The sequence below is a fragment of the Pseudoalteromonas sp. SG43-4 genome (assembly GCF_014164325.1).
Lineage (GTDB): Bacteria > Pseudomonadota > Gammaproteobacteria > Enterobacterales > Alteromonadaceae > Pseudoalteromonas > Pseudoalteromonas distincta.
In genome coordinates this window covers 1-23,199 of record NZ_JACJFB010000009.1, presented here as the reverse complement: position 1 = coordinate 23,199, position 23,199 = coordinate 1, and the positions used below count along the sequence as shown (strand labels likewise).

19 protein-coding genes are annotated in these 23,199 nt (G+C 39.2%); 8 read left to right on the top strand and 11 right to left on the bottom strand.

Going from position 1 to position 23,199, the window contains the following annotated elements; translation table 11 throughout:
• Positions 1–12: 12 nt before the first annotated feature.
• On the bottom strand, positions 13–852 hold the full coding sequence (locus H5160_RS10465; protein ID WP_002961652.1) for an HDOD domain-containing protein: 840 nt from the start codon (positions 850–852) through the stop codon (positions 13–15).
• A 296-nt stretch (positions 853–1,148) separates the two neighbouring features.
• Between H5160_RS10465 and H5160_RS10460 the strand changes: the two genes are divergently transcribed.
• Positions 1,149–2,849, top strand: coding sequence for a dipeptidyl-peptidase 3 family protein (locus H5160_RS10460; protein WP_039485046.1), 1,701 nt, complete (start codon positions 1,149–1,151; stop codon positions 2,847–2,849).
• Between the two features lie 41 nt (positions 2,850–2,890).
• Here H5160_RS10460 and H5160_RS10455 read toward each other — a convergent pair whose 3' ends face one another.
• On the bottom strand, positions 2,891–3,295 hold the full coding sequence (locus H5160_RS10455; protein ID WP_182737400.1) for an HIT domain-containing protein: 405 nt from the start codon (positions 3,293–3,295) through the stop codon (positions 2,891–2,893).
• 111 nt (positions 3,296–3,406) lie between these two features.
• On the opposite strand from H5160_RS10455, the gene H5160_RS10450 reads away from it, so the two are divergent.
• Together H5160_RS10450 and H5160_RS10445 are read left to right on the top strand one after the other, a co-directional pair.
• Positions 3,407–5,632 carry a S9 family peptidase gene (locus tag H5160_RS10450; RefSeq protein WP_182737398.1) on the top strand — a complete coding sequence of 742 codons (2,226 nt, stop codon included), beginning with the start codon at positions 3,407–3,409 and terminating at the stop codon, positions 5,630–5,632.
• A gap of 142 nt (positions 5,633–5,774) precedes the next feature.
• On the top strand, positions 5,775–7,412 hold the full coding sequence (locus tag H5160_RS10445) for a methyl-accepting chemotaxis protein (protein WP_154903475.1): 1,638 nt from the start codon (positions 5,775–5,777) through the stop codon (positions 7,410–7,412).
• Between the two features lie 71 nt (positions 7,413–7,483).
• On the opposite strand, the gene H5160_RS10440 is transcribed toward H5160_RS10445, so the two are convergent.
• On the bottom strand, positions 7,484–9,004 hold the full coding sequence (locus H5160_RS10440; RefSeq protein WP_039485056.1) for a leucyl aminopeptidase family protein: 1,521 nt from the start codon (positions 9,002–9,004) through the stop codon (positions 7,484–7,486).
• Positions 9,005–9,133: 129 nt separating this feature from the next.
• The gene (dinB, locus tag H5160_RS10435; RefSeq protein ID WP_182695735.1) at positions 9,134–10,186 is read right to left on the bottom strand and encodes a DNA polymerase IV; all 1,053 of its coding nucleotides are present in this window, start codon (positions 10,184–10,186) and stop codon (positions 9,134–9,136) included.
• A gap of 680 nt (positions 10,187–10,866) precedes the next feature.
• On the opposite strand from dinB, the gene H5160_RS10430 reads away from it, so the two are divergent.
• From H5160_RS10430 to H5160_RS10420, 3 genes are all read left to right on the top strand, one after another.
• Complete coding sequence (locus tag H5160_RS10430; RefSeq protein WP_002958095.1) at positions 10,867–11,295, top strand: thioesterase family protein; 429 nt, start codon at positions 10,867–10,869, stop codon at positions 11,293–11,295.
• A gap of 18 nt (positions 11,296–11,313) precedes the next feature.
• On the top strand, positions 11,314–12,366 hold the full coding sequence (locus tag H5160_RS10425; protein ID WP_154903473.1) for an aldo/keto reductase: 1,053 nt from the start codon (positions 11,314–11,316) through the stop codon (positions 12,364–12,366).
• A 117-nt stretch (positions 12,367–12,483) separates the two neighbouring features.
• Entirely contained in the window at positions 12,484–13,407 is a 924-nt protein-coding gene (locus tag H5160_RS10420; protein WP_154903472.1) for an ABC transporter substrate-binding protein, read from the top strand.
• On the opposite strand, the gene H5160_RS10415 is transcribed toward H5160_RS10420, so the two are convergent.
• The 6 genes from H5160_RS10415 to H5160_RS10390 form a co-directional block, all read right to left on the bottom strand.
• Positions 13,358–13,978 (bottom strand): fumarylacetoacetate hydrolase family protein, encoded by a 621-nt coding sequence (locus H5160_RS10415; RefSeq protein WP_154903471.1) that lies wholly within the window; start codon positions 13,976–13,978, stop codon positions 13,358–13,360. The genes H5160_RS10420 and H5160_RS10415 overlap by 50 nt on opposite strands.
• 379 nt (positions 13,979–14,357) lie before the next feature.
• Complete coding sequence (locus H5160_RS10410) at positions 14,358–16,325, bottom strand: hybrid sensor histidine kinase/response regulator (protein WP_182720829.1); 1,968 nt, start codon at positions 16,323–16,325, stop codon at positions 14,358–14,360.
• A gap of 10 nt (positions 16,326–16,335) precedes the next feature.
• Entirely contained in the window at positions 16,336–16,797 is a 462-nt protein-coding gene (locus tag H5160_RS10405; RefSeq protein ID WP_039485075.1) for a response regulator, read from the bottom strand.
• Positions 16,798–18,282, bottom strand: a complete 1,485-nt coding sequence (locus H5160_RS10400) for an ATP-binding protein (RefSeq protein WP_182716785.1) — start codon at positions 18,280–18,282, stop codon at positions 16,798–16,800.
• Between the two features lie 38 nt (positions 18,283–18,320).
• Positions 18,321–18,530, bottom strand: a complete 210-nt coding sequence (locus H5160_RS10395; protein WP_039485081.1) for a histidine kinase — start codon at positions 18,528–18,530, stop codon at positions 18,321–18,323.
• A gap of 14 nt (positions 18,531–18,544) precedes the next feature.
• Positions 18,545–19,885: a sigma-54 dependent transcriptional regulator gene (locus tag H5160_RS10390; RefSeq protein ID WP_182737396.1), complete on the bottom strand. Its 1,341-nt coding sequence runs from the start codon at positions 19,883–19,885 to the stop codon at positions 18,545–18,547.
• A 235-nt stretch (positions 19,886–20,120) separates the two neighbouring features.
• Here H5160_RS10390 and H5160_RS10385 point away from each other — a divergent pair, with 235 nt between their 5' ends.
• Positions 20,121–20,636, top strand: coding sequence for an NUDIX hydrolase (locus H5160_RS10385; protein WP_039485087.1), 516 nt, complete (start codon positions 20,121–20,123; stop codon positions 20,634–20,636).
• A 216-nt stretch (positions 20,637–20,852) separates the two neighbouring features.
• A complete protein-coding gene (locus H5160_RS10380) occupies positions 20,853–22,229 on the top strand; it encodes an NAD-dependent succinate-semialdehyde dehydrogenase (protein WP_182720831.1) in 1,377 nt (458 codons plus the stop codon).
• Between the two features lie 158 nt (positions 22,230–22,387).
• Here the strand turns inward: H5160_RS10380 and H5160_RS10375 are convergent, their stop codons facing one another.
• Positions 22,388–22,735 carry a hypothetical protein gene (locus tag H5160_RS10375; protein ID WP_182737394.1) on the bottom strand — a complete coding sequence of 116 codons (348 nt, stop codon included), beginning with the start codon at positions 22,733–22,735 and terminating at the stop codon, positions 22,388–22,390.
• Positions 22,736–23,199 lie beyond the last annotated feature (464 nt).

Here is a 23,199-nt window from a genome sequence, read left to right as displayed (position 1 = left end):
AGGAAGGCACTTTTAGCTAAACATGTTTTTCACATCTTTTAGCATGTCGTTGTACTCATCACTTGTGAATAGCTGCATAGACGGTATAACGCCTTTGTCTATATACGTTTGCAGCGCTGCCGACTTATCAGAAACTTGTAACGTGCCCTCTAAAATAGCCCCTACTCGAATAAAATCCACGTAACTTACTTTTTCAGGTTTGTAACTTGGGTCAGCCCAGCTCTGAGCTACATCAACAAACTCTTTAGGGAATTCCCACGCTTGCATAATAGATGAGCCAATTTTTCCACTCAGCTTTTGAATTGCATGAGCCAAAAAGCTTGGATTAGCAAATACCTCTGGGTGGCGCTCAGCTTCAGTTAAAATTGGTAATACACCAATATTATAAACAAGTGCGGCGAGTGTAATAGAATCGCGGTTTAGTGACGTGTGCTTACTATTTTTTAAATAAAACTCCATGAGTGATATTGAATGGCTAGCAACGGTTAATGTTTTTTGCCATGCCTTACCCATGTAGCCTTTAATTAGCTCATTATTTGATACAAATAATTGTTCCATAGCCATAGCTGTAGCAATGTTTTTAATTTGACGTAATCCAATACGAGTCACTGCCTGTTGTAAATTAGATACTTTTACAGAACGTCCCATAATCGCACTATTAGCTACTTTTATCATACGAGCTGAAAGCGCTGGATCTTGTGAGATTACATCTGACATTTGGATTAAATTCACATCTGGGTTATCTGCAGCTTGGCGAACCTTAATCGCTACTTCAGGTAGCGTTGGTAAAACCAACGTATCGTTATTTATTCTATCGACTAGAATCGTTAATAAAGCGTTTTCTGTAGACATAAAGCTGCCATCCTTTTGTGTTCAGCCTGTAAAGTAACTGCAAACTCAGGCAGTTAATTTTCGTATTAGTAATATAATTAGTATTGTCTAACTTACCGATAAAGTTAAGAAAATTATAGAAGTTTATTTTTATTTATAATGCTTTACCGCTCATGCTTGCCTTACAACGCCAAATACTTGCTATTTACCATTTAGTTTTGCTTTAATGCACTCACAATAAGGAAGCGTTTGTACATACTTAATATTTTAACTAAAGCAGTACAAATTATTAAACTTACTTTTTAACAGGCAATATAATGATCTTAAATAAAATTAGCCAAGCAATTATGCTCTCTGGTGTCGTTTTTCTTAGCGCATGTTCTGAACAAGCGCCGTCTTCTACCGACAACACAGCCGTAGAGCTTGCTCAAAAAAGCAGTGCACAGTCAGGCCCTAAGCTTATTAATGCAGATAAACAACGTTTAGATATTTACACCGACTTTAGCTTACAAAGTGATTTATCGCACTTAAGCGATAATCAACGAGCAATGGTTGCAAAGCTTATTGACGCTTCAAAAATAATGGATGAGTTATTTTGGAAGCAAGCATTTGGTGAAAATAAAGATGCTTTTTTAGCAAAACTAAACGATGAAAAAGTACGTAAATTTGCTGATATTAACTATGGTCCATGGGATCGTTTAAATGGTGATGAAGCATTTTTATCCAGCTATAAAGAAAAACCTCTTGGCGCACAGTTTTACCCTGCTGATATAACCAAAGAAGAGTTAAACAATGCAGACGTTGAAGACAAAACAGGGCTTTATTCTGTAATTAAGCGTGATGAGCAAGGTAAGCTTTACAGCGTGCCTTATTCAAAAGAATACGCTGATGAGCTTGCAAAAGCCGCTGATATTTTACGTGAAGCAAGCAAACTTGCTGACGATAAAGAATTTGCTAACTATCTAAACTTGCGTGCCGATGCCCTACAAAAAGATGACTTTCAAGTATCTGACTTTGCTTGGATGGATATGAAAAATAACCCAGTAGATGTGGTTATTGGTCCAATTGAAACTTATGAAGATCAATTATTTGGTTACCGCGCAGCTTATGAATCTTACGTACTTATTAAAGATTTAAAATGGAGCGAACGCTTAGCTAAGTTTGCAGCATTTTTACCTGAACTTCAAAAAGGCTTACCTGTAGATGCTAAGTACAAACAAGAAGTACCAGGCTCTGACGCCGACCTAAATGCATATGATGTTGTTTACTACGCTGGGCATTCAAACGCGGGTAGTAAAACAATTGCAATTAACTTACCAAACGATGAGCAAGTACAGCTCGAAAAAGGAACTCGTCGTCTGCAACTTAAAAACGCAATGCGTGCTAAATTTGATAAAATTTTAGTGCCAATTTCAGAGCAGTTAATTGTACCAGAGCAGCGTAAACACATTACTTTTGATGCATTTTTTGCCAATACGATGTTCCATGAAGTGGCTCACGGTTTAGGTATTAAAAATACAATTACTGGTAAAGGTACTGTTCGTCAATCACTACAAGAACACGCAAGTGCACTTGAAGAAGGTAAAGCCGATATTTTAGGTCTATACATGATTGAACAGTTACTTAAAAAAGGCGAAATTACTGAAGGCACTATTGAAGATTATTACACGACCTTCATGGCAGGTATATTCCGCTCAGTTCGTTTTGGAGCATCAAGCGCGCATGGTAAAGCGAATATGATCCGCTTTAACTTTTTTGCTCAAGAAGGTGCTTTTTCTAAAAATGAAGAAGGCTTATACCGCGTTAATATGGAAAAAATGAGCATTGCAATGGCCAAGCTTTCTCGCTTAATTTTAACCTTACAAGGTGATGGCGATTACGAAAAAGTAGATCAACTAATTGCAACGCATGGCGACATTAAAGAAGAACTTGCTAAAGACTTAGAAAAACTAAGTAAAGCTAATATCCCTGTAGATGTAACATTTAAGCAAGGTAAGGAAGTACTAGGGCTTAAATAAGTTTAGTTAAACTTAGTTAAACCCTAAAAAAGCGTTGCAGCTTAAAACTGCAGCGCTTTTTTTAGCTCTGTGATTTGTAGATCTGTATAAGGCTCTGCTGGGTGTTTACCCCATATTGGCGCAGGCCATGCAGCATCACTCGTAAAACGCGCAATATGATGAATATGCAACTGCGGCACCATATTACCTAAAGCCGCTATGTTTAATTTATCAGGTTTAAATACATCCATTAATAATTTACTTAGCTTGGCTGACTCTTTTAAATACACAATTTGATCATCCTCAGATAAATCAATTATCTCTTTTAAGTTAGCCTGCCTAGGCACTAATACAAACCACGGATACAAGCTGTCGTTCAATAAAAGTACTTTACACAATGGCCAATCGGCAAGTTCTATACAGTCGCGTTTAAGTTCTGGCGCTAGTTTAAATTCAGGGTGAGTCATTGCTATGTCCTACTTTGTCTTTGATAATCGCCACTTTATAGCATTTAGTTGCAGTTGCACACGCTTGGCTTTACCATCAAAGCAATATTTATAATAAGCTAAGGCAACCTTGTGCTAAAAAAAATAAAACACCTCTCACTAGCTATACCGTTAATGGTTGGCGCTATTAGTGTTCAAGCAAAACCTTTATCGCTGGAGCGAATTTTTGACGATCCGAGCCTTTCTGGTAAATCACCTGTACAACTTAAATTTTCGCCTGACGGCAGCCGTGTAACTTACCTACAAGGCAAAAGCGATGACTACAACCGCTACGATTTATGGGAATACAATCTAAAAGATAACACCAACCGTGTGCTAGTTGATTCAGCAAAGTTATTTTCAGGCCCAGAAAACCTATCAGATGAAGAAAAAGCACGCCGCGAACGCCAACGTATTTTTGGTAAAGGCATACTTGAATACAAATGGTCTAAAGATGGCAAAGCACTTTTATTCCCACTCAATGGCGACCTTTATTATTACGATTTAGCCTCAGCTAAAAGTAAAAAACTAACCGACACTGAAGCATTTGAAACCGATGCACGCTTTTCACCTAAAGGTAACTACGTATCGTTTATTCGAGAGCAAAACCTTTATGCTTTAGAGCTTGAGTCTGGTAGAGAGATTCAGCTTAGTAAAGATGGCGGCGGCGTAATTAAAAACGGCATGGCCGAATTTGTTGCTCAAGAAGAAATGAGCCGTATGACAGGTTACTGGTGGTCAGGTGATGAAACTAAAATTGCCTATACCCGCGTTGACGAAACCCCTGTAAAAGAAGCTATCCGTAACGAAATTTACGCTGATGAAGTTAAATTATTTAACCAGCGCTACCCGTTTACAGGTACCGATAATGTTAAAATTCAACTTGGTGTCGTTAAGCTAAACGACCAAAAAGTAGATTGGATTGATTTAGGTAAAGATGAAGACATTTACATTGCACGCGCTAAATGGCTAAAAGACGGCAATACACTGTCGTACCAATGGCAAAATCGCTCGCAACATAAATTAGAACTGCGTTTTTATAACAGCGAAACTAAAGCCCAAAAAGTAGCGCTGACCGAAAACAGCGAAACGTGGATAAACCTACATTTTGATCTTGAGTTTTTAAAAGACAAAAAACATTTTGTATGGGCATCTGAGCGCGACGGTTTTAAACACTTATATCTGTATCGCACAAACGGTCAACTTGTTCGTCAAATCACCTCTGGTGATTGGGCTGTTGATAGCTTAAAAGGTATTGATGAGAAAAAAGGCATTGTGTATTTTGCCGGTCGAAAAGATACACCGCTTGAAAGCCATTTATACAGCGCGCCTTTATTTAAAAAAGGCGATTCTAAACGTATTACCGAAAAAGGTCAGTACCACAATGTTGTGCTAGCAAAGGACAATAAAACCTTTATCGATAATAGCTCTTCTGATAATAAACCAAACTCAGCAGCACTTCGTAAAGTAAACGGTGAATTCATTACCTGGCTTGAAGAAAATAAGCTTGATAGTAGCCACCCCCTTACTCCTTATTTAAGCGACTTAACAAAACCAGAATACGGCACAATTAAAGCCGATGATGGTCAAGTTATGCATTACCGTTTATTTAAGCCTAGCACCATTGCTGATGGCAAAAAGCACCCTGTTATTGTTAACGTATACGGCGGCCCGCATGCTCAACGAGTGACGAATAGCTGGCGCAGTAAAAACTTGTACTTTCAGTACATGGCGCAACAAGGTTACGTAATTTTTCAACTGGATAACCGTGGTTCGTACAACCGTGGTAAAAAGTTTGAAGATGCTATTTATAAACATTTAGGTGTGGTTGAAGTTGCCGATCAAATTAAAGGCGTAGAGTTTTTACGTACACTTGATTACGTTGATCCACAACGCATCGGTGTTTATGGCCACAGCTACGGCGGCTACATGGCACTTATGACTATGTTTAAAGCAGGCGATTACTTTCAAGCCGGCGTATCAGGTGCTCCAGTAACCGATTGGGCTCTATACGATACACATTACACAGAGCGTTATTTAGGTCACCCTGATACAAATGCTAAAGGCTATGAGGACAGCGCAGTATTTCCATATGCTGATGGCTTAAAAGGCCCATTAATGATTTACCATGGAATGGCTGATGACAACGTATTGTTTACGCATTCAACTAAGTTATTTAAACAACTGCAAGATAACGAAAAACAGTTTGAAATGATGACCTACCCAGGATCTAAGCACAGCCTACGTGGTAAACAAGTGCAAACACACTTACATCAAACAATTACAAACTTCTTTAATCGCCATTTTGACGTTAAATAAGCAAGTAAAGTAATAACAGACTAAAGGCTGATTGATAAATCAGCCTTTTTTTTGCATTAATAGGCGTTAAGCCTAGATTAAACTCTTTTTTTAGCTACGCTTATTCTATGCGCTAAAGCGCACACTTTTTGAGGATAAATGTATGCCTAATCTACGAAGTTTTAGTATATCCCAGCGTTTTTCACTGTTAATAGCCATCGTTGTATTTGGACTAATAATACTTAGTATATCGAGTCTAACTCATCAATATAGTTCGCTAAAAGACGAGCAATACATAAAAACACAAAATGTAGTAGAAACGGCGTACAGTATAATCGAGCACTATTATGCGCTTGAACAAGATAACACTCTCACTCAACAACAAGCTCAATCACAAGCACTTAATGCAATAAAAGCACTGCGCTACGACAAAACCAATTACTTTTGGATTAACAATTACCAGCCAACAATGGTTATGCACCCTATAAAACCTGCGCTTGATGGAAAAGATTTAACTAATAACAAGGACCCTGACGGCAAAGCATTGTTTGTTGATATGGTAAATATAGTTAAACGCTCTGGCGAGGGATTTATCCCTTATAAATGGCCAAAACCAGGTAAAGATAAACCGGTTGAAAAAATCGCATTTGTTAAAGGTTTTAATCAATGGCAGTGGATTATTGGCTCGGGTGTTTACCTTGATTCAATTGACGAAGCATTTAGCGAGCAACGTAACCTTATAGTCATCAGTGCAATAATTATGATTATTGCTGTTATTTTACTTAGTTACTTTATAGGTAAGAGTATTTTAATACCAACTCGCTTAGCGGCCGATATGATGAAAGATATTTCACAAGGCGAAGGCGATTTAACTCGTAAATTAAATGAATCCGGTAATGATGAAATATCTGAACTATCACGTTCATTTAATTTATTTGCTCTAAAAATGCGCGAGTCACTTGTTCATGTAGCACAAAGTGCAAACGATGTAAGCGAACATGCGCATACAGTTGACGACTCAAGTAGAACAAGCCACTCATTTATTGAGCTTCAAAACGATAGTTCAACCCAAGTTGCAGCTGCCATGGAGCAAATGACTCACCAAATACACGATGTGAGCCGTAACGCTGAAGCAGCAGAGCAAGCAGCTAAGGATGCAGCACAAAACGCATCAACGGGTAAAAATGTGGTTGCGCAAACAATTACAGCAATAGAAACGCTCTCAAGCAACATTGAAACAGTCAGCCGTGTAACAGAAGATTTAGCCAACGAGAGCCATAATATAGGCTCTGTGCTTGATGTAATAAGAAGTATATCGGAGCAGACAAACTTACTGGCATTAAACGCTGCCATTGAGGCTGCTCGCGCAGGAGAGCATGGTCGAGGATTTGCTGTTGTTGCAGATGAAGTAAGAACACTGGCCAGTCGTACAGGGCAAAGTACTGACGAAATTCAAACCATGATCACTAAACTACAAGAAGGTGCAAAAGCAGCAGTAGAAGCAGTTAAATCAAGCCAAGCACTTTCAGTTTCTACCGTAGAGCAGGCGTCATCAGCCAATACTTCACTTAATGAAATAGAACGACTTGTTTCAATTATTACCGAAATGAACAGCCAAATAGCACGTGCCACAGAGCAACAAACGCAAGCTGCCGACGAGGTTAATTTGCGTATTAATGAGCTATCTCAATCAACTGAGCAATCATTAAATAATACTAAGCAGCTTACCGATGCCAGTGATAACCTCAAACAAAGTAGCGAAGGTCTTTCGAGCGTAGTTAATCGTTTTAAATTAGATTAATCGATAGCGTTCTCATAAAATGCAAAAGCCCTGAATTAACAGGGCTTTTTTATTACATGTAAGTTTTTAGCTTACAAACAATAACGTGCAAACAAGCTCGTTACTGATGCAGCTGTTGGCTTACCATGCTGCCAATCACCGCCTTCAACACCGCTACCTGCTATATCCATATGAACATAAGGTAGAGGCTGTGCAGAGTCATTACCGTGCTTATCAAGCCCACCAACAATAGCCATAAACGCCATAGGGAACTGATGTCCACGAGCAGTAACGGCAGATGCTGCGTTATTGCTAGATAAAACATCGTCAGCTAGCGTACGTGGTTTAATAAAGTCGTAGTCTTCACGGCGTGAACGCGATACTTCAGCGCCATCGGCCCACAAATCTCCAAGGTCAGCTATTTGACGTGAAACACCAGCACTACGAGCTGGACCATTTTCAACATACGCACCGTATGGACCCATTGCGCGAGCTGCATGACCCGTTAATGTAGCAACAGTAAACAGCGTTGGGTTAATCTCACCTTTAGCTAAATCTTTCATTTCGCTAAGCAGGTCGCCCATTGCTAAACGCCCTTCTGCATCGGTATTACCAATACGTACACGAACACCTTCACGGCTAGTAATAATTTCATCTGGCACAAAACAATCTGAGCCAATAGAGTTGCGAACAACAGCTAAGTACGATACCACTTTAACGCCTTTAGGCTGATAATCAGCAACGGCTTTCATAAAGCCCGCAACAGAAGCTGCGCCGCCTTTATCACGGCTCATGCCTGCCATATGGCCGCCTACTTTTAAATCTGCACCGCCTGTATCGTATACAAGGCCCTTACCTACAAACATAAGTGTGCGAGTAATTTCGCCCTCTGGTACATATTCAAGCTTAACAACACGTGGGTGATGGCGCTCAACTGCATACGATGCGCGAGCAACTGTACTTAGCATTGGGTAGTTTTTATCAATAGCTGCAATATCATCAATTACGTCAACTGCAATGTTTGAGCCTTTAAACAATTCAACGCAGTAATCAGCAAAACGTGGGGGAGCCATACGCTCAGGTTCAGTGCCACACAGGTCACGCGCTGCATATTGGCCAGCTGCAATTGCATTAACAGCTTTAATAGTTTGCTCGCTTGCGCCAACTAAACCAATCTGTGTAATTGGTTCAATGCTTTCACCGTGATATTCACGCGCTTCTAATGGCTGCCATAAGGCTTGGCAAGCGCCTAAATAAGCAACTTCTAAAGCATGCTGATAACGGCTATCGCCATTTAAATTTGGTAAAAATAATGCAGGGTTAACACTGCCCGACGCTTTTGCTTCGTTAATTGCTAATTTAGCAGCATCAAAATAACGACGCACGTCGTCGTAATCTCTATTTAACGGACCGGTTGGCGCAAGTACAACGCGCTTGTTTTCAATTACTAATAAAGTAACTTGCTTACCGATGCGAGAATCTACGTTTGCTTGAGCTAAAATAGCATCACGTAATGAGTTATTTGGTAACTGAGAAAAGTCATTACTAATAATAATAAGCGCATCATGAGATGTGCATTCAAGGCTTGCACTAACCGCTTGAGGGTATGCCATAAATAAGGTCCTGTTAGAAAACATAAGCCCCTATTATCGTCGATTTAAATATTGAAGACCAGCAAGGAGCGATGAGCTAATCACATAACCTATCAATAAATGGCAACTTGGAGTTACAGGCTTTACAGCTTAATCGAGAATACTAAGTTGGAAGTTTTGCTCTGGCTCGTTTTTAATGCCAACGCCTATGCCAAGTAATCTTACAGGCTGTTGTAGCCCACGCTGGTAGGCCTTAGTAAGTAGTTGAACAAATATTTCTGTATTTAGCTCGTGATATACCTGATCGGCTGAGGTCACTACAAAATTTGCAAACTTCACCTTAACACTCAATTTATTAATACGGTTTCGTAACTGCTGTTTATTAAGCCTTAAAACTAATTCGTCTAACAACCTTGGCAGCTCATCTAAGCACTCTTGCAAACTTGTTTTGTTGTACTCGTAGGTATGTTCAACACTCAGCGATTTTCTTATACGATCTGTGGATACTTTACCAACATACTCACCTGCACATTTTTGATAAAGCGACACACCAAAATTACCCACATGTTGCTGCATCCAGTTAACGCCTTTTTCACGTACATCCTTGCCGGTATATAAGCCTTTTAAATTTAGCTTTTCGAGCGTTACTTTGCCCACTCCTGGAATTTTCCCAAGCGGTAATTGCGCTAAAAAGTCATCGACCTCATCAGGCAAAACGACAAATTGACCATTCGGTTTATTTTCGTCACTGGCTATTTTGGCAATAAATTTAATCGGTGCAATACCAGCTGATGCAGTGAGCCCTGTAGCATTGTAAATATCGGCTCTTATTTGCTGTGCAATAAGTGTGGCACTGCCTTTACAAGCGGTGCTGTCTGTTACATCTAGGTAGGCTTCGTCTAAAGAAAGGGGTTCAATTAAGTTTGTATAGCGGCTAAATACTTCACGTATTTGGTTTGAAGCTTCTTTGTATACAGCCATGCGCCCTGGGACAATAACTAAATCGGGGCATAATTGTTTAGCATGATAGTTCGACATAGCCGATCGCACGCCATACTCTCTAGCTATATAGTTAGCGGTTGAGAGCACGCCTCGTCGGCTATTGCCTCCAATAGCAAGCGGTACACATGCAAGTTTTGGATTATCTCGCATTTCTACTGCTGCATAAAAGCAATCCATGTCTATGTGAATAAACTTCTTCATCACCACAACAAAAACTGGTTATTTATACAGTCATTATTATAGAATCAAATGTGATAAGCAAGCCTAGGGCCTGTTTATCTTTCGAGGTTAAATTTGCAGCAGTATGTTTGGTATTTAGGCAAGGCAGAGCCTATGTAGTGTGGTTATTCCCCATAAATAGGCGATAACGTAGCACAAATGCCAAACATACGCTGCCCGAAGGGTTCTGCCTAGGGGCAATTTACTCTTTGTTGCTCGGTTTTTACTTAGCCCACTAGGTCACAAACCTCGCGCCGCGATTAAATAGCCCCTAGATTGAACAAATTTTAATCCTGAAAGGTCAACAGGCCCTAGTTAACGATTAAAAAAAGTGTTTATTGTCCTCCGATCTCTTATAACCACGTAGCCAATACATAACCTCAAATAAAAATCCTGCCAACATTAAAATGATAGCGCCAGATTCATTCCCCATCGCGTAACAGGTAAAAGAGGCTATAAAAACCAAACAAGCTAAGGACCAATTAATTATATTCTGCATATTATTACCTTTGTGTGTGTTTTTGTGTGTCTGTGTAATTTAACTGTAGACCTAAAATTAAACAGGTACAATCATCTTATAAAAAAAACATGCCATTAATTACCTTGAGCTCGTAACACCATGTTGATAATCTAAGTACTTTAAAATCAAGGGCCAATAAATAATGCAAACGTTTAAAGATCAGCACCCTATTCATACCGATATCACCGTAGCATGGGCTGATATGGATGCGCTACAACACGTAAATAATGTAGTGTATTTACGTTACTTTGAAATAGCCCGAATCGACTTTTTAAATAAAATAAATCTGTTCGACACAATAAGCCCAAACGGTGTGGGCCCAGTAATAAGCGAAAATAACGTTCGCTATAAACGCCCAGTAACTTTTCCCGACACACTCACTGTAGGCGTTACAATTACAGATCTTAAAACAGATCGCTTTACCATGAACTACACCGTTTACAGCCATGCGCAAAAAGCAATAACGACTACGGGTGCATCTAAAGTTGTAATGTTTGATTTTACTACAGGGCAAAAAGCCCCAATCTCCGAGCCTCTTTTATCGGCTTTAATCAGCCATGCTCAGAACTAATTTAGTTAAGGAATTTTTATGCAATACAACCCACTAGGTAGCAGTGGCGTAAACGTATCTCGAGTGTGCCTAGGGAGTATGACTTGGGGTAAACAAAATACTCAAAGCGACGCTGATGAACAAATAGCCTACGCGCTAGAGCAAGGCGTAAACTTTATTGATACAGCCGAAATGTATGCTGTACCTCCTTCGCCAGAGACCTATGGTAAAACCGAGGAAATTATTGGCAATTGGCTATCGCGTAATCAGCAAAAGCGCAGCGATGTGGTACTAGCTACAAAAATTGCAGGCAATGGATTATCGTGGGTACGTGATGGCGGCAATATTACTCGCCAAACAGTAATAGAAGCCGTGGATGATTCACTTAAGCGACTTCAAACAGACTACATTGATTTATATCAACTACATTGGCCAAACCGCTCTACCCCTCACTTTGGCAGACAATGGCCCGGCACTCTTAAATTTACCGACGTAAATACACAAGAGCAGCAAGCTAGTATGCTTGATATTCTAGAAGGCCTTAATGAATGTGTTAAAGCAGGTAAAATTAAGCACTGCGGTTTATCTGACGATACGCCATGGGGTATAAGCCAGTTTTTAAGTTTGGCCAAAGAGCATAACTTACCGCGTATGGTATCTATTCAAAATGAGTTTAGCTTAGCGCACGCTAAAGACTGGCCGTATTTAATAGAACAATGTGTACACGAAGATATTGCCTACTTACCGTGGTCGCCTTTAGCAGCCGGTTTATTAACGGGTAAATACCTAAACGGTGCTCGCCCAGAAGGTTCTCGTTGGACCTTCATGCAGCGTAACGGTATTTTTAGAGATACACCCAATGCAGAGCAAGCCACTAAGCAGTATGTTGAGCTGGCTCATGCAAACAATATTACTCCAGCACAACTAGCCTTAGCATGGTGTAACCAAGTAGATGGCGTAACTTCTTCAATTATTGGGGCAACATCTATAGCTCAACTAAAGGAAGATATAGACGCATTTAGCATAACGCTAAACGACGAAATTCTTAGTGAGATTAACACCATATTTAGAAACCATCCGATGCCTTATTAAGCATGTATGAGTTAAAAGCAGCCTTGAATGAGGTTGCTTTTAAACTAAAATATTTGACCCTACTACAACCAACACTATACTTTTATTAAGTTTTCTTAATTCAACGAACACTTATCAATGCTGAAAAACAGATACTATGCATTTTGCTTATTAATTGTATTCAACGCGCACGCCGTTGAGCAAAAAGTACAACCTCTAGAAGAGATTATTTGGCTGCAAAGTTACACGCCCCCTTTTCATATAGCTAAAAGTGAAAGCGCACCACAAGGCGGTATTTGCGACAACCTAACCGAGCAACTCATCAGAACCATAACTGATGTAAAACATACTCGCTTAATTGTTCCTCAGCAGCGTATAAATAAATATTTAAATGAAGGGAAAAATGTATGTTTTCCGTGTGTTATTTATAAAAAAAATAATAACCAACAACTTAACTACTCAAATCCAACAACGGTATATCCCCCATTTTCAATTATCACGACTAAAGATCTAAAGCCGCAATTAGAAGAAAAGCACGGCTCGCCTATTCACCTTATTAATTTATTAACCGACCCGCAATATGTATACGGGCAAGCGGCTGCACGTAAATTTACAACTAAAATTAATACAATTATTGAAAATACAAAACGAGATAAAGAGTCTTCGTTAAGTTGGAGTAGCGAAAATGAAAGTCAGGCTGTTATAGCACGCTTGAGTCACGGCTTTTTAGACTACTCAATTGATTACCCGTTTATGGCTGATTACTTTAATAAACAAGGGGAGTATACGAATATAGAAAGTGTGCCAATTGCAGAAAATGACATTCAATTTATAAGAGGAGCAATAGGCTGTGCGGCTAAAGCACCTAATAATTTTGCAGAGCAAGCCCTTAAAAAAATTAACCGCGCATTAAAAAATAATGTACTTCAATCGCCTGAGTATCAACAAAGTCAGCATAATTGGCTTAAAACCACCTTTACTGACTTTGATAAACACTACCAACAGCAAGTCATTAATTTTTACTTACTTGCCACTGATGCTCAAGCAAACACTGATCATTAGCATAAAGCGCCACTGCAAAAATACTTTTAGCTGTTACCTCACCTACGCCCGACGGTGTACCTGTCATTATTACATCACCGTCTTCTAAGCTCATAAATTCACTAATTTCTTGTAAAATTGAGTCAGGGTTGTGCAGCATAAAATGAGTATCACCTCGCTGAATCACTTCATTATTAATTTTAAGTTCAAAGGTAAAGTGCTTCATTGCATCAGTTAGCGCTACAAAATCAGTTAAAATTACAGAGCCGTCGAACGCTTTAGCGCGCTCCCATGGAAGCCCTTTATTTTTTAATTTACTTTGCGCAGTACGCTTAGTTAAATCAAGGCCGAGTCCAACACCTACAAATTTTTTATCTTTAACTACAAAACATAGCTCGGTTTCATAATGCAGCGTATCGCCGTTGTGAGCTGCAAATAACGTATTAGTAATTGCGCTATTTGGCTTATTAAATAAAACCATTTGATCTGGCGTTTCGTTATTTAGCTCTGCAATGTGTGCTGTATAATTACGACCAACACACACTACTTTTGATGGTGTTAATTCTTCAGATACTAACTTTATTGAATGCATATAAATAATGTCTCAGTTATTGGACCTGTTGACCTTTCAGGATTAAAATTTGTTCAATCTAGGGGCTATTTAATCGCGGCGCGAGATTTGTAACCTAGTGGGCTCGATAACTGCTCCTGCGTTATTCTACTGACTTACATCCCTGTAAGAATAAGTAAAAACCGAGCAAAGCTTCCGCGTCCTGCTCACGCCCCTTACCTACATCCATGTAGGCAACAAAGAGTAAATAGCCCCTGGACAGAACCCTTCGGGCAGCGCATATTTGGCATTTGTGCTACGTTATCGCCTATTTATGGGGAATAACCACATTACATAGACTCTGCATTGCCTAAATACCAAATAAACTGCTGCAAATTTAACCTCGAAAGATAAACAGGCCCTAGCTAATAAGCGTTTCAAGTAAGCTCAAATTAATAGGTTTAAGTAAAACTCGGTCAATATTTAAATCTTTTATTTCTCTTGGATCTGGCTCTGCGCCACTTACAATCACTAAACGTAATTCAGGGTATCGTTCATTAATTTGCTGGCCTAAGTCAACGCCACGACCATCAGGTAAATGCATATCTAACAATACCTTATTAAATTGCTGGTCGTGATTAAGTATTTGCAAACATTGTGCGCAGCTAGACGCAATGACGGTTTCAACGCCTAAACTTTCTAAAAGTAGTTGCGTAATTTGCGCTGCATCATGATCGTCTTCCACAAGTAAAAAGCGCTGCTTTTTCTCGGTTAAGCCATTACTACAATTTATATCTTTAGCTTGCGGTGCATGCTCTGGCGCTACCAAGTAATCTTGCAAACATTGATATAAAGCCGCGCTATCAACAGGCTTTGGTATTACATCGTTAAAACCAAGTGCAGCAAGCTCCTCATGTATGCCTTTCATCGTAGCGGCAGTGAGCGCAATTATTGGGCCTTTGTAGCCCATTTTTCTAAGCTCTATGGTGGCTTCCTTGCCGCCCATTACAGGCATATGAATATCAATAAAAATAATATCGTAAGGCGCTTTATACGCATCTGCTATGCGTACTTTTTCAAGTGCTTGCTGGCCATGTTCGGCATAATCTACGCGCGCACCACAGGTACTGATCATATGACCAACTAGCATGCGTAAATCACGTAAATCATCAACCACTAACACTCGCCCATGCACTTTGCATGGAGCCGATTTACTTTGTAATTGTGGGGCACTACTAAAATTAAGTACTTGTCGTTCTACTTCGCTAATATCACCTGGATATACCGAAATCGTAAATGTAGAACCTTTGCCTATTTCAGAGTGCAAACTAATATCACCGTGCATACGCGCTAACAATTCAGCACATATTGCCAAACCTAAGCCTGCGCCACCTACAGAGCGTGATTCTACATCTGCTATTTGTTCAAATGGCTTAAATATAAGTTCTTGTTTTTCAGGGGCAATGCCCATACCTGAATCTTTAATGCTAAAAAATAGCATTTCGCGATCATCAACCCATTGCATCCACGCATTAACAACAATTTCGCCTTTATCGGTAAATTTAACCGCATTGTTTATTAAATTTATTAAAATTTGACGAACTCTTGTTGCATCCAGTCGTGCAACCAAAGGTAATGGCTGATGTGATTCAAAGCGCAGCGTAAGGCCCTTATCAAGCACCGATACGCGCATTAGCGTGTAAACATCGGCAAGCATGCTATCAAGGTTAACTTCGCTTAGGGTAAGTTCCAGTTTATCGGCTGCTATTTTAGATAAGTCGAGCACGTCGTTTAACAAGCTCAATAAGTGTTTACCGTTTCGATAAATAACACCCAATTCATTTTCAGCTTGCTGACTAAAATCGCTCTGCATTAACAGTTCGGTGTAGCCTAAAATAGACGATAGAGGAGTACGTAACTCATGGCTCAAATGAGCTAAAAATCGATCTTTTGAACGGTTTTCGGCTTCAGCTTTTAAGCGCTCTACTCTCTCGCCTTCAACATCTTTACGTGCCAAAGCATAACGAATAGCTCGCGCAAAGCGGCTCGAACTCATTTCTGTTTTAATTAAGTAATCTACTGCACCGGCATCAAGCGCCGCCGAGTCTAACTCGTCGTTTGACTGCCCGGTAAGCATAATAATCGGTCCGCTAAAGCCATTGGCAATTGCTTCTTTTAATACATCTAAACCATTCGATGCACCCAAGCGGTAATCAAGCAGGCAAATGTCGTGCTCATTTTTACTAAGCGTTGCAATTGCCTGCTCTGGAGAGCTTATCCATTGAATGTTAAACGTGTGTGAATCCAATTGGTCCAGATAGTCGCAGGTGAGTATGTAATCATCTTCATCGTCTTCTACAAGCAGCAACTGAGTCACTTTATCTAACATACAATCTCCATTAATCGTTAAATGTTGTCGGTAGCTCTACAAATTCTACCCAGTATTTTCCTAGCGTTTTCATCAAATCAACCAAACCATCAAACGTTACTGGTTTTGTAATGTAAGATGCAGCACCTAAATTATACCCTTTAACCATGTCTTCTTCTTGTTTAGACGTAGTTAATATAACAACCGGAATTCCCTTTAAGTTAGGGTTTCCTTTTATAGCTTCAAGCGCTTCACGGCCATCCATTCTAGGCATATTTAAATCAAGTAATATAAGTCCAGGACGCGGCGAAACTGCTTTGTCTTCAAACTTACCTTTACGCTCTAAATACTCAAGCAACTCAACGCCATCTTCAACAAAGTGAAGCTCGTTAAGTACACGACTTTCAGCAAGGGCATCTTGTGTTAACAAACGATCATCTTCATCGTCGTCTGCCATTAAAATAGTAATCGGTTTTACTTTTGAATAGGGCATTTAAGCCTCTCCTTGCAATGTGAAAAGCTCAGCTTCCACAGGTAGTTTTATAATAAAGGTTGCACCTTCACCGTCTTTACTTTGGGCTGTAATTGTTCCGCCGTGGCGCTCCACAATACGCCTACATACAGAAAGGCCAATACCCGTGCCTTTATATTGTGAGCGTCCATGTAAGCGTTGAAACGGTACAAATATTTTATCGGCATAGTCTTGTGAAAAACCAATACCGTTATCTTCTATGGTAATAACTTGAAAACTTAAATGAGTATTATGATCAGAGCTGAAAATATCTTCATCTTGATAACTAATTTTTATGTGTGGGTTTACGTCGGGACGCCTAAATTTAACAGCGTTCGACAACAAATTTAAAAACAGCTGCTGCATTTGGCTTTTATCGGCCTGAATAACTGGCAAATCATCTACATCAATTTGTGCTTCAGACTCTTTTATCGCTATCTCTAAATCACTTAATATATCAGCTACAACTTCATTTAAATTCGTGTCATCAAAATCTTTACCACGCGTTGTAATTCGCGAAAACTCTAATAAGTCGTTAATCAAGTTAGACATACGCTGCGCTGCATTTTTCATGCGCCCAATGTAATCCATCCCCTTTTCACCCAATTCATCTTTAAACATGGTTTCAAGACGGTCGCTAAAGGCTTGGATTTTTCTAAGAGGTTCTTGTAAATCATGGCTTGCTACAAAAGCAAACTCTTCAAGCTCTCGGTTACTACGGCTCAATTCATCTGAATATAATGTTAGCTCTTGTGTCCGCTCAGAAACCTTCATTGCTAATGTTTCGTTTTGTTTTTCAAGCTCAAAACGATATTGTGCTGCATTTCTTAAATTAAGGCGCGTCATAATAAACATACCAATAATCAGTAACGCACTCGTTATTGCTGTTATAGCGAATGTAATTTTAGCTTCATTTTTAATCTGTGCTAATTTAGAAAAATGGCTTACTTTAAAGAGTAATTCACGGTCTTGAATTTCATTAACATACTCTCTAATTTGCTTATAAAGCTTTCTTCCTTTATGCGTATTTAATACATACAACGCACGTCTTTCTTTGTCATCTAGCGCAAGGTTTACAGTTTGTTTTAATTCTTTAATTTTACTATCTACAAGAACTAACAACTGGGCTATACGCTCAGCTTGACCGTCAATCTCAGAGTGAAGCGACTTGACATGATCTGTTTGCGCTTCAATTTGGCCTACAGCATCGTAGTACGGCGTTAAATAGTCAGTCTCTTCTGTCAATAAATAACCACGCTGCCCAGACTCAGCCTGCACTATGGATAGATGCAGCTTCTCAATTGCAGTGGTTAGCATGCTAGTGTTGTCTAAACTTTTTTGGGTTTGTGTTAAGCCTTGAATCGTATTCAATGCTAAAAATGCGTTGCCCACAATAATACCTAGCACAACCACCATAAATGTTGCCCAAGTGATATTCGCTTTACCTTGCTGTTTTTTCTTGCTCATTTAGCTTCCCGAATTAAAGTTTATACAACACTTAATATTTATTGAGAGTCTGATATTTTTTGCAAACTTTCGCTGCACTGTTGGCAATTATTGATAATTTTATCAAGTGCATCTAACGCTTTTTCTTTTGGCATATCGTTTTCAAGTACCAATTTAATCAGCTCAGCATTCATCGAAATACGATTTAGCGGCCCTCTTGCATCGTGTACTAATTTATTGAGTTGCTCTGTTTGGTTATCGGATGTCATGCCCTTCCTCAAATCTATTTATATTCGCCAATACCGCCATATGCATTAAGGCGGTTATAAAGTGTTTTAGTACTAATACCCAGCATTTGTGCAGCAAGCGTTTTATTACCTTGTACCTTATCAAGCGTTGCATGAATAAGTTCTTTTTCAACTTCTTCAATTGTTTGCCCTGCTGATACAGGCTTTTCGGCAGCTTGATTATTAACGCGCGAAAAGGGTGACTCTAAGTTATCAGGTAAAATAATGTCGCTGGTTTGTGGGTCGCTCATAATAAATGCACGGTGTATAGCATGGCGGAGCTCTCGCACATTACCCGGCCATTCATAGCTTTGCAGCTCTTTGAGCTGTGCGGCAGTCCAACTAAAGGCAGTGCCGTTTTCGTCATTAAGTTGATCTAAAAAGGCTTTTGCTAATAAAGGTACATCTTCTTTTCTATCGCGAAGTGGCGGTATATCAATAGGAAAAACAGCCAACCTAAAGTAAATATCTTCACGAATAACATTATTTTGTGCCAAATCGGTAAGCGAGCGGTTAGTAGCTGAAATAACACGGCAATTGGTTGGTATTTCTCTGTTACCACCTACGCGTGTTACCTTTTTAGTTTCAAGCACTCGCAGTAAATTTGGCTGCATATCAATTGGCATTTCAGTTACTTCGTCTAAAAACAAAGTACCGTTATTTGATTGCTCAAATACACCTTCTTTACGTGCAATTGCGCCTGTAAATGCGCCTTTTTCGTGGCCAAATAACTCACTACCAATTAACTCTTTTGAAAGTGCGCCACAGTTGCTAGCAACTAATGGCCCTTCGCACTGGCTTGCGTTATGAATAGCTTGAGCCACTACTTCTTTACCTGCACCACTTTCACCCATAAGCATCACGTTAGCATTTGTTTTAGCTACACGTTCAATCATGTTGTAAAGCTTTTGCATTGGCTCAGATTCACCAATTAAACCACCAAAGTGACGCGTTATACCGCCCGACTTTGCTTTTTTAACTGCTTTTTTAGGGCCATTTAAAACCAGTTCTAAATCTTCGCGTTGTAATGGCTTTAATAAATGCCCTACATTTGGCTCACACATCTCAGCTAAAATGCCTTTAACTGAAGGATGACCCGATATAAGTGTAATTTTTGGAGATTGCCCAATCGTTTTTAAGTGATCAAGTAAGTGCAAACCGCTACCATCAGGCAACATAAAATCAAGCAGCACATGGTCAAAAGTATTATTTTCAAACCATTGATGTGCTTCTTTTAAACTGGTTGCGGTGCTTACATTGTGGCCGAGGAATTCGACTATGTGGCATACAACGTCACTAAACTCGACGTCATCGTCTACTAAAAGTATGTCTAACATGATAAATCCCTATGCTTTTTTTCTTATTCTACGCATCCTTGATATTAATTTAAAGGTGCGCCCAGAATCTTATTTTTAAAATAAACTTAAGCGATTAAATGCTATTAATGTTACCAACCTAATATTTACGTATGCTGAAAAAAATCGATCACAAATTATGATTAATAATTAAAATCGTTTCTATTTATAGAATGGTAGCAACTATTATTATTAAAAACCTAAAAAAGGAGACGAAATGCAGCAATTAAAAACCTTAATACATTCAGGTATTAATATTGACCAAGGTACTCAATTTACACGCTTAACAGCTCGCGCCATTGTAATTAAAAATAATAAAATACTTTTAATGTATACAAACCGTTATGAAGACTACAGCCTACCCGGCGGTGGAGTAGATGACGGCGAAAGTATTGAGCAAGGCTTAATTCGCGAACTAAGCGAGGAAACCGGTGCACAACAAATAAGTGTAGTTAAAGCCTTTGGACTCTATGAAGAGTATCGCCCTTGGTATAAAGACGATTTTGATATTATTCATATTAAATCGTATTGCTTTGTATGTAGTATAGCCGACGAGTTTGGCAAAGCGCAGTTAGAGCATTACGAGCAGCAAAATGGCATGACAGCTAAATGGGTTGATATTAACGACGCAATTGCACATAACGAGCGCACCATTGCTAACAGTGAAAAACAAGGGCTTTCTATTTTACGAGAAACTTACTTATTAAAGCGCATTGCAAAGGAGCTAATATAAAGCTCTGTGTTTGTCCCAGAGGGTGTTGTAAATTTTGCAACTCCCAGAATATTTTACTGCCTCGAGCACCTCAATTTTTATATTTAAAAAATCCTCTTTCAGCAAAAATATAAATTTAATTAATAAAATCAGATGGATAAAAACAAAATCAACTTTTTATAAAAACTGGCTCTAGCCTTGCACCTTTTAAATAACTAAATTTGTAAGGAGATAGAAATGAGTAACACAGTTAAAACGATTAATCCCGCAACTGAGCAAACCATTGAAACCTATACACTACTTTCTCAAAAGGAAGCAGAACAGGTAATCGAAAAATCTCACGAAACATATTTAAAATGGCGATTAACGTCATTCACTGAACGTGCAAAATACCTTAATAAGTTAGCCTCACTCTTTGAAGATCAAAAAGAAGCTATTGCAAAACTCATGACCGAAGAAATGGGTAAAGTTTACGAGCAAGGCTTTCAAGAAGTTGAACTATGTGCAGGAATTTGTCGTTATACAGCCGAACAAGGCCCACAAGTACTTGCTGACGAAGAACGTGATATGGACGGCGGCCGCGCAATTATCAGCTACCAACCAACAGGTGTACTATTAGGCATTCAACCATGGAACTTTCCGCTTTATCAGGTAATTCGCTACAGTGCTGCTAACATCATGGCGGGTAACACAACCGTATTAAAGCATGCTGGTAATGTATTTGGCATGGCTGAAAAAATAGAAGAGCTATTTAAACAAGCTGGTTTCCCAGAGTATTGCTTTAACAATCTACTTATCGACGGCAAAACAGCCAGTTCTTTAATTTCGCACAAAGCAATTAGCGGCGTAACCTTTACCGGTAGTGATGCGACAGGTAAAAAAGTAGCAGAAGAAGCAGGTAAATACGTTAAGAAAACAGTGTTAGAGCTTGGTAGTAACGACGCTTACTTGGTACTTGATGACGCAGACCTAGAGCTTGCAGTTAAAACCTGTGTAACCGGGCGCATGATCAATAACGGTGAAACGTGTGTTTCAGCTAAACGTTTCGTTGTTGTAGAGTCACTTTACGATGACTTTAAAGCGCAAATTAAAGAGCAATTTGAAGCCATGAAAATGGGCGACCCAATGGCAGACGACACAGACTTAGGTCCAATGGCACGTGAAGACTTACGCGACGGGATTCACGACCAAGTAATGGAATCAGTTAAAGCAGGTGCAAACATAGTAACGGGCGGCGAAATACCTTCGCAAACGGGCTACTACTACCCACCTACTCTACTAGATAACTTAGCCCCTGGTATGCCAGCCTATGACGACGAATTATTTGGCCCAGTAGCTTCGCTTATTAAAGCCAAAGACAACGACGATGCAATGCGCATCGCTAACGACTCTCGCTACGGTTTAGGCGGCGGTATTTTCTCTAAAGATGAGAAAAAAGCCATTGAACTAGCTAAAAAGCACTTTGATACCGGTATGATCAACATTAACGGTTACGGCCTTGCTCAACCCAACCTACCGTTTGGTGGTGTTAAAGAAAGTGGCTACGGCCGAGAGCACGGCGGCTTTGGTATGCGCGAATTTGTGAATATCAAATGTATTATGATCAATAGCTAATTTAGCCTTAAATACTAGTACATTAAAAAACCTAAAAGTGGGTAACCGCTTTTAGGTTTTTTTAACTTTAAAATTAGATTACAGAAGAGCTTAGTCTTTACTAAGTTCAAACCACAAAGCAACTAAACAGTAATAACTGTAAATGAGCAGTTTGCTTTTTAATCATTATCAATATAAAAGAATAATATAATAAATTCAGAGGCACTAATTGCAGCTAGCTGCATTATCAGCAAAAACATAATACCAATCCCAGCTTGAGGGTCAGGTTCAATACCAAAGACAAGTACTGCCGCTAAAGTAATAGTAAGTAATGCAGCTATAATTCTAATAAAAATGAGCCGTTTATTTTTATAGTTTTTAGCGTTAGCTAAAAAATATAGAAGCAAATAAGGCAACAGTATAAACGCAAAGCCAATTTCAGTTGGCATCCAGTACTTAATAGCAACAGCAACTAAAGATAAAACAGCAAGCGCCTTAACTGGGTAGTACATTTTTTTATAATTCACATGCTTTCCTTTGCACGCAGTGCTTTATTAGCACCAAATAAAATATTGCCGAACAATATAAAAACTTTAACTATGCAATGCAATCTATTTCACTAGACTTAACCTGACAGGCAACAATGAGCGATAAGCGGTCATTGAGATTGGCCAAATATCGTCGTGAATTGATTGGTAAGGCTGCTCTTTGCGCATATATTCATGAAAATGAGCGCTGAGCGCATATTGTTCTATTTATCTTTTCTTTAAAGTTTCAGAAACTTAGTAATAGTAATACCTTAAACTATTTGTTAAAACTATATCATTCAGAAAAATGAGCGTGACGTCGGCAGAAATATGCGCGATGAGCGCACTATTAAATTGTTATGTTCTAGGAAGAGAATGAATACTCATAGGATTATTTTAGGAGCTTTATTTTTCGTAATCGGAGCTTTATTTTTCATTATTGTCGGTATGACCTTTGTAAATAA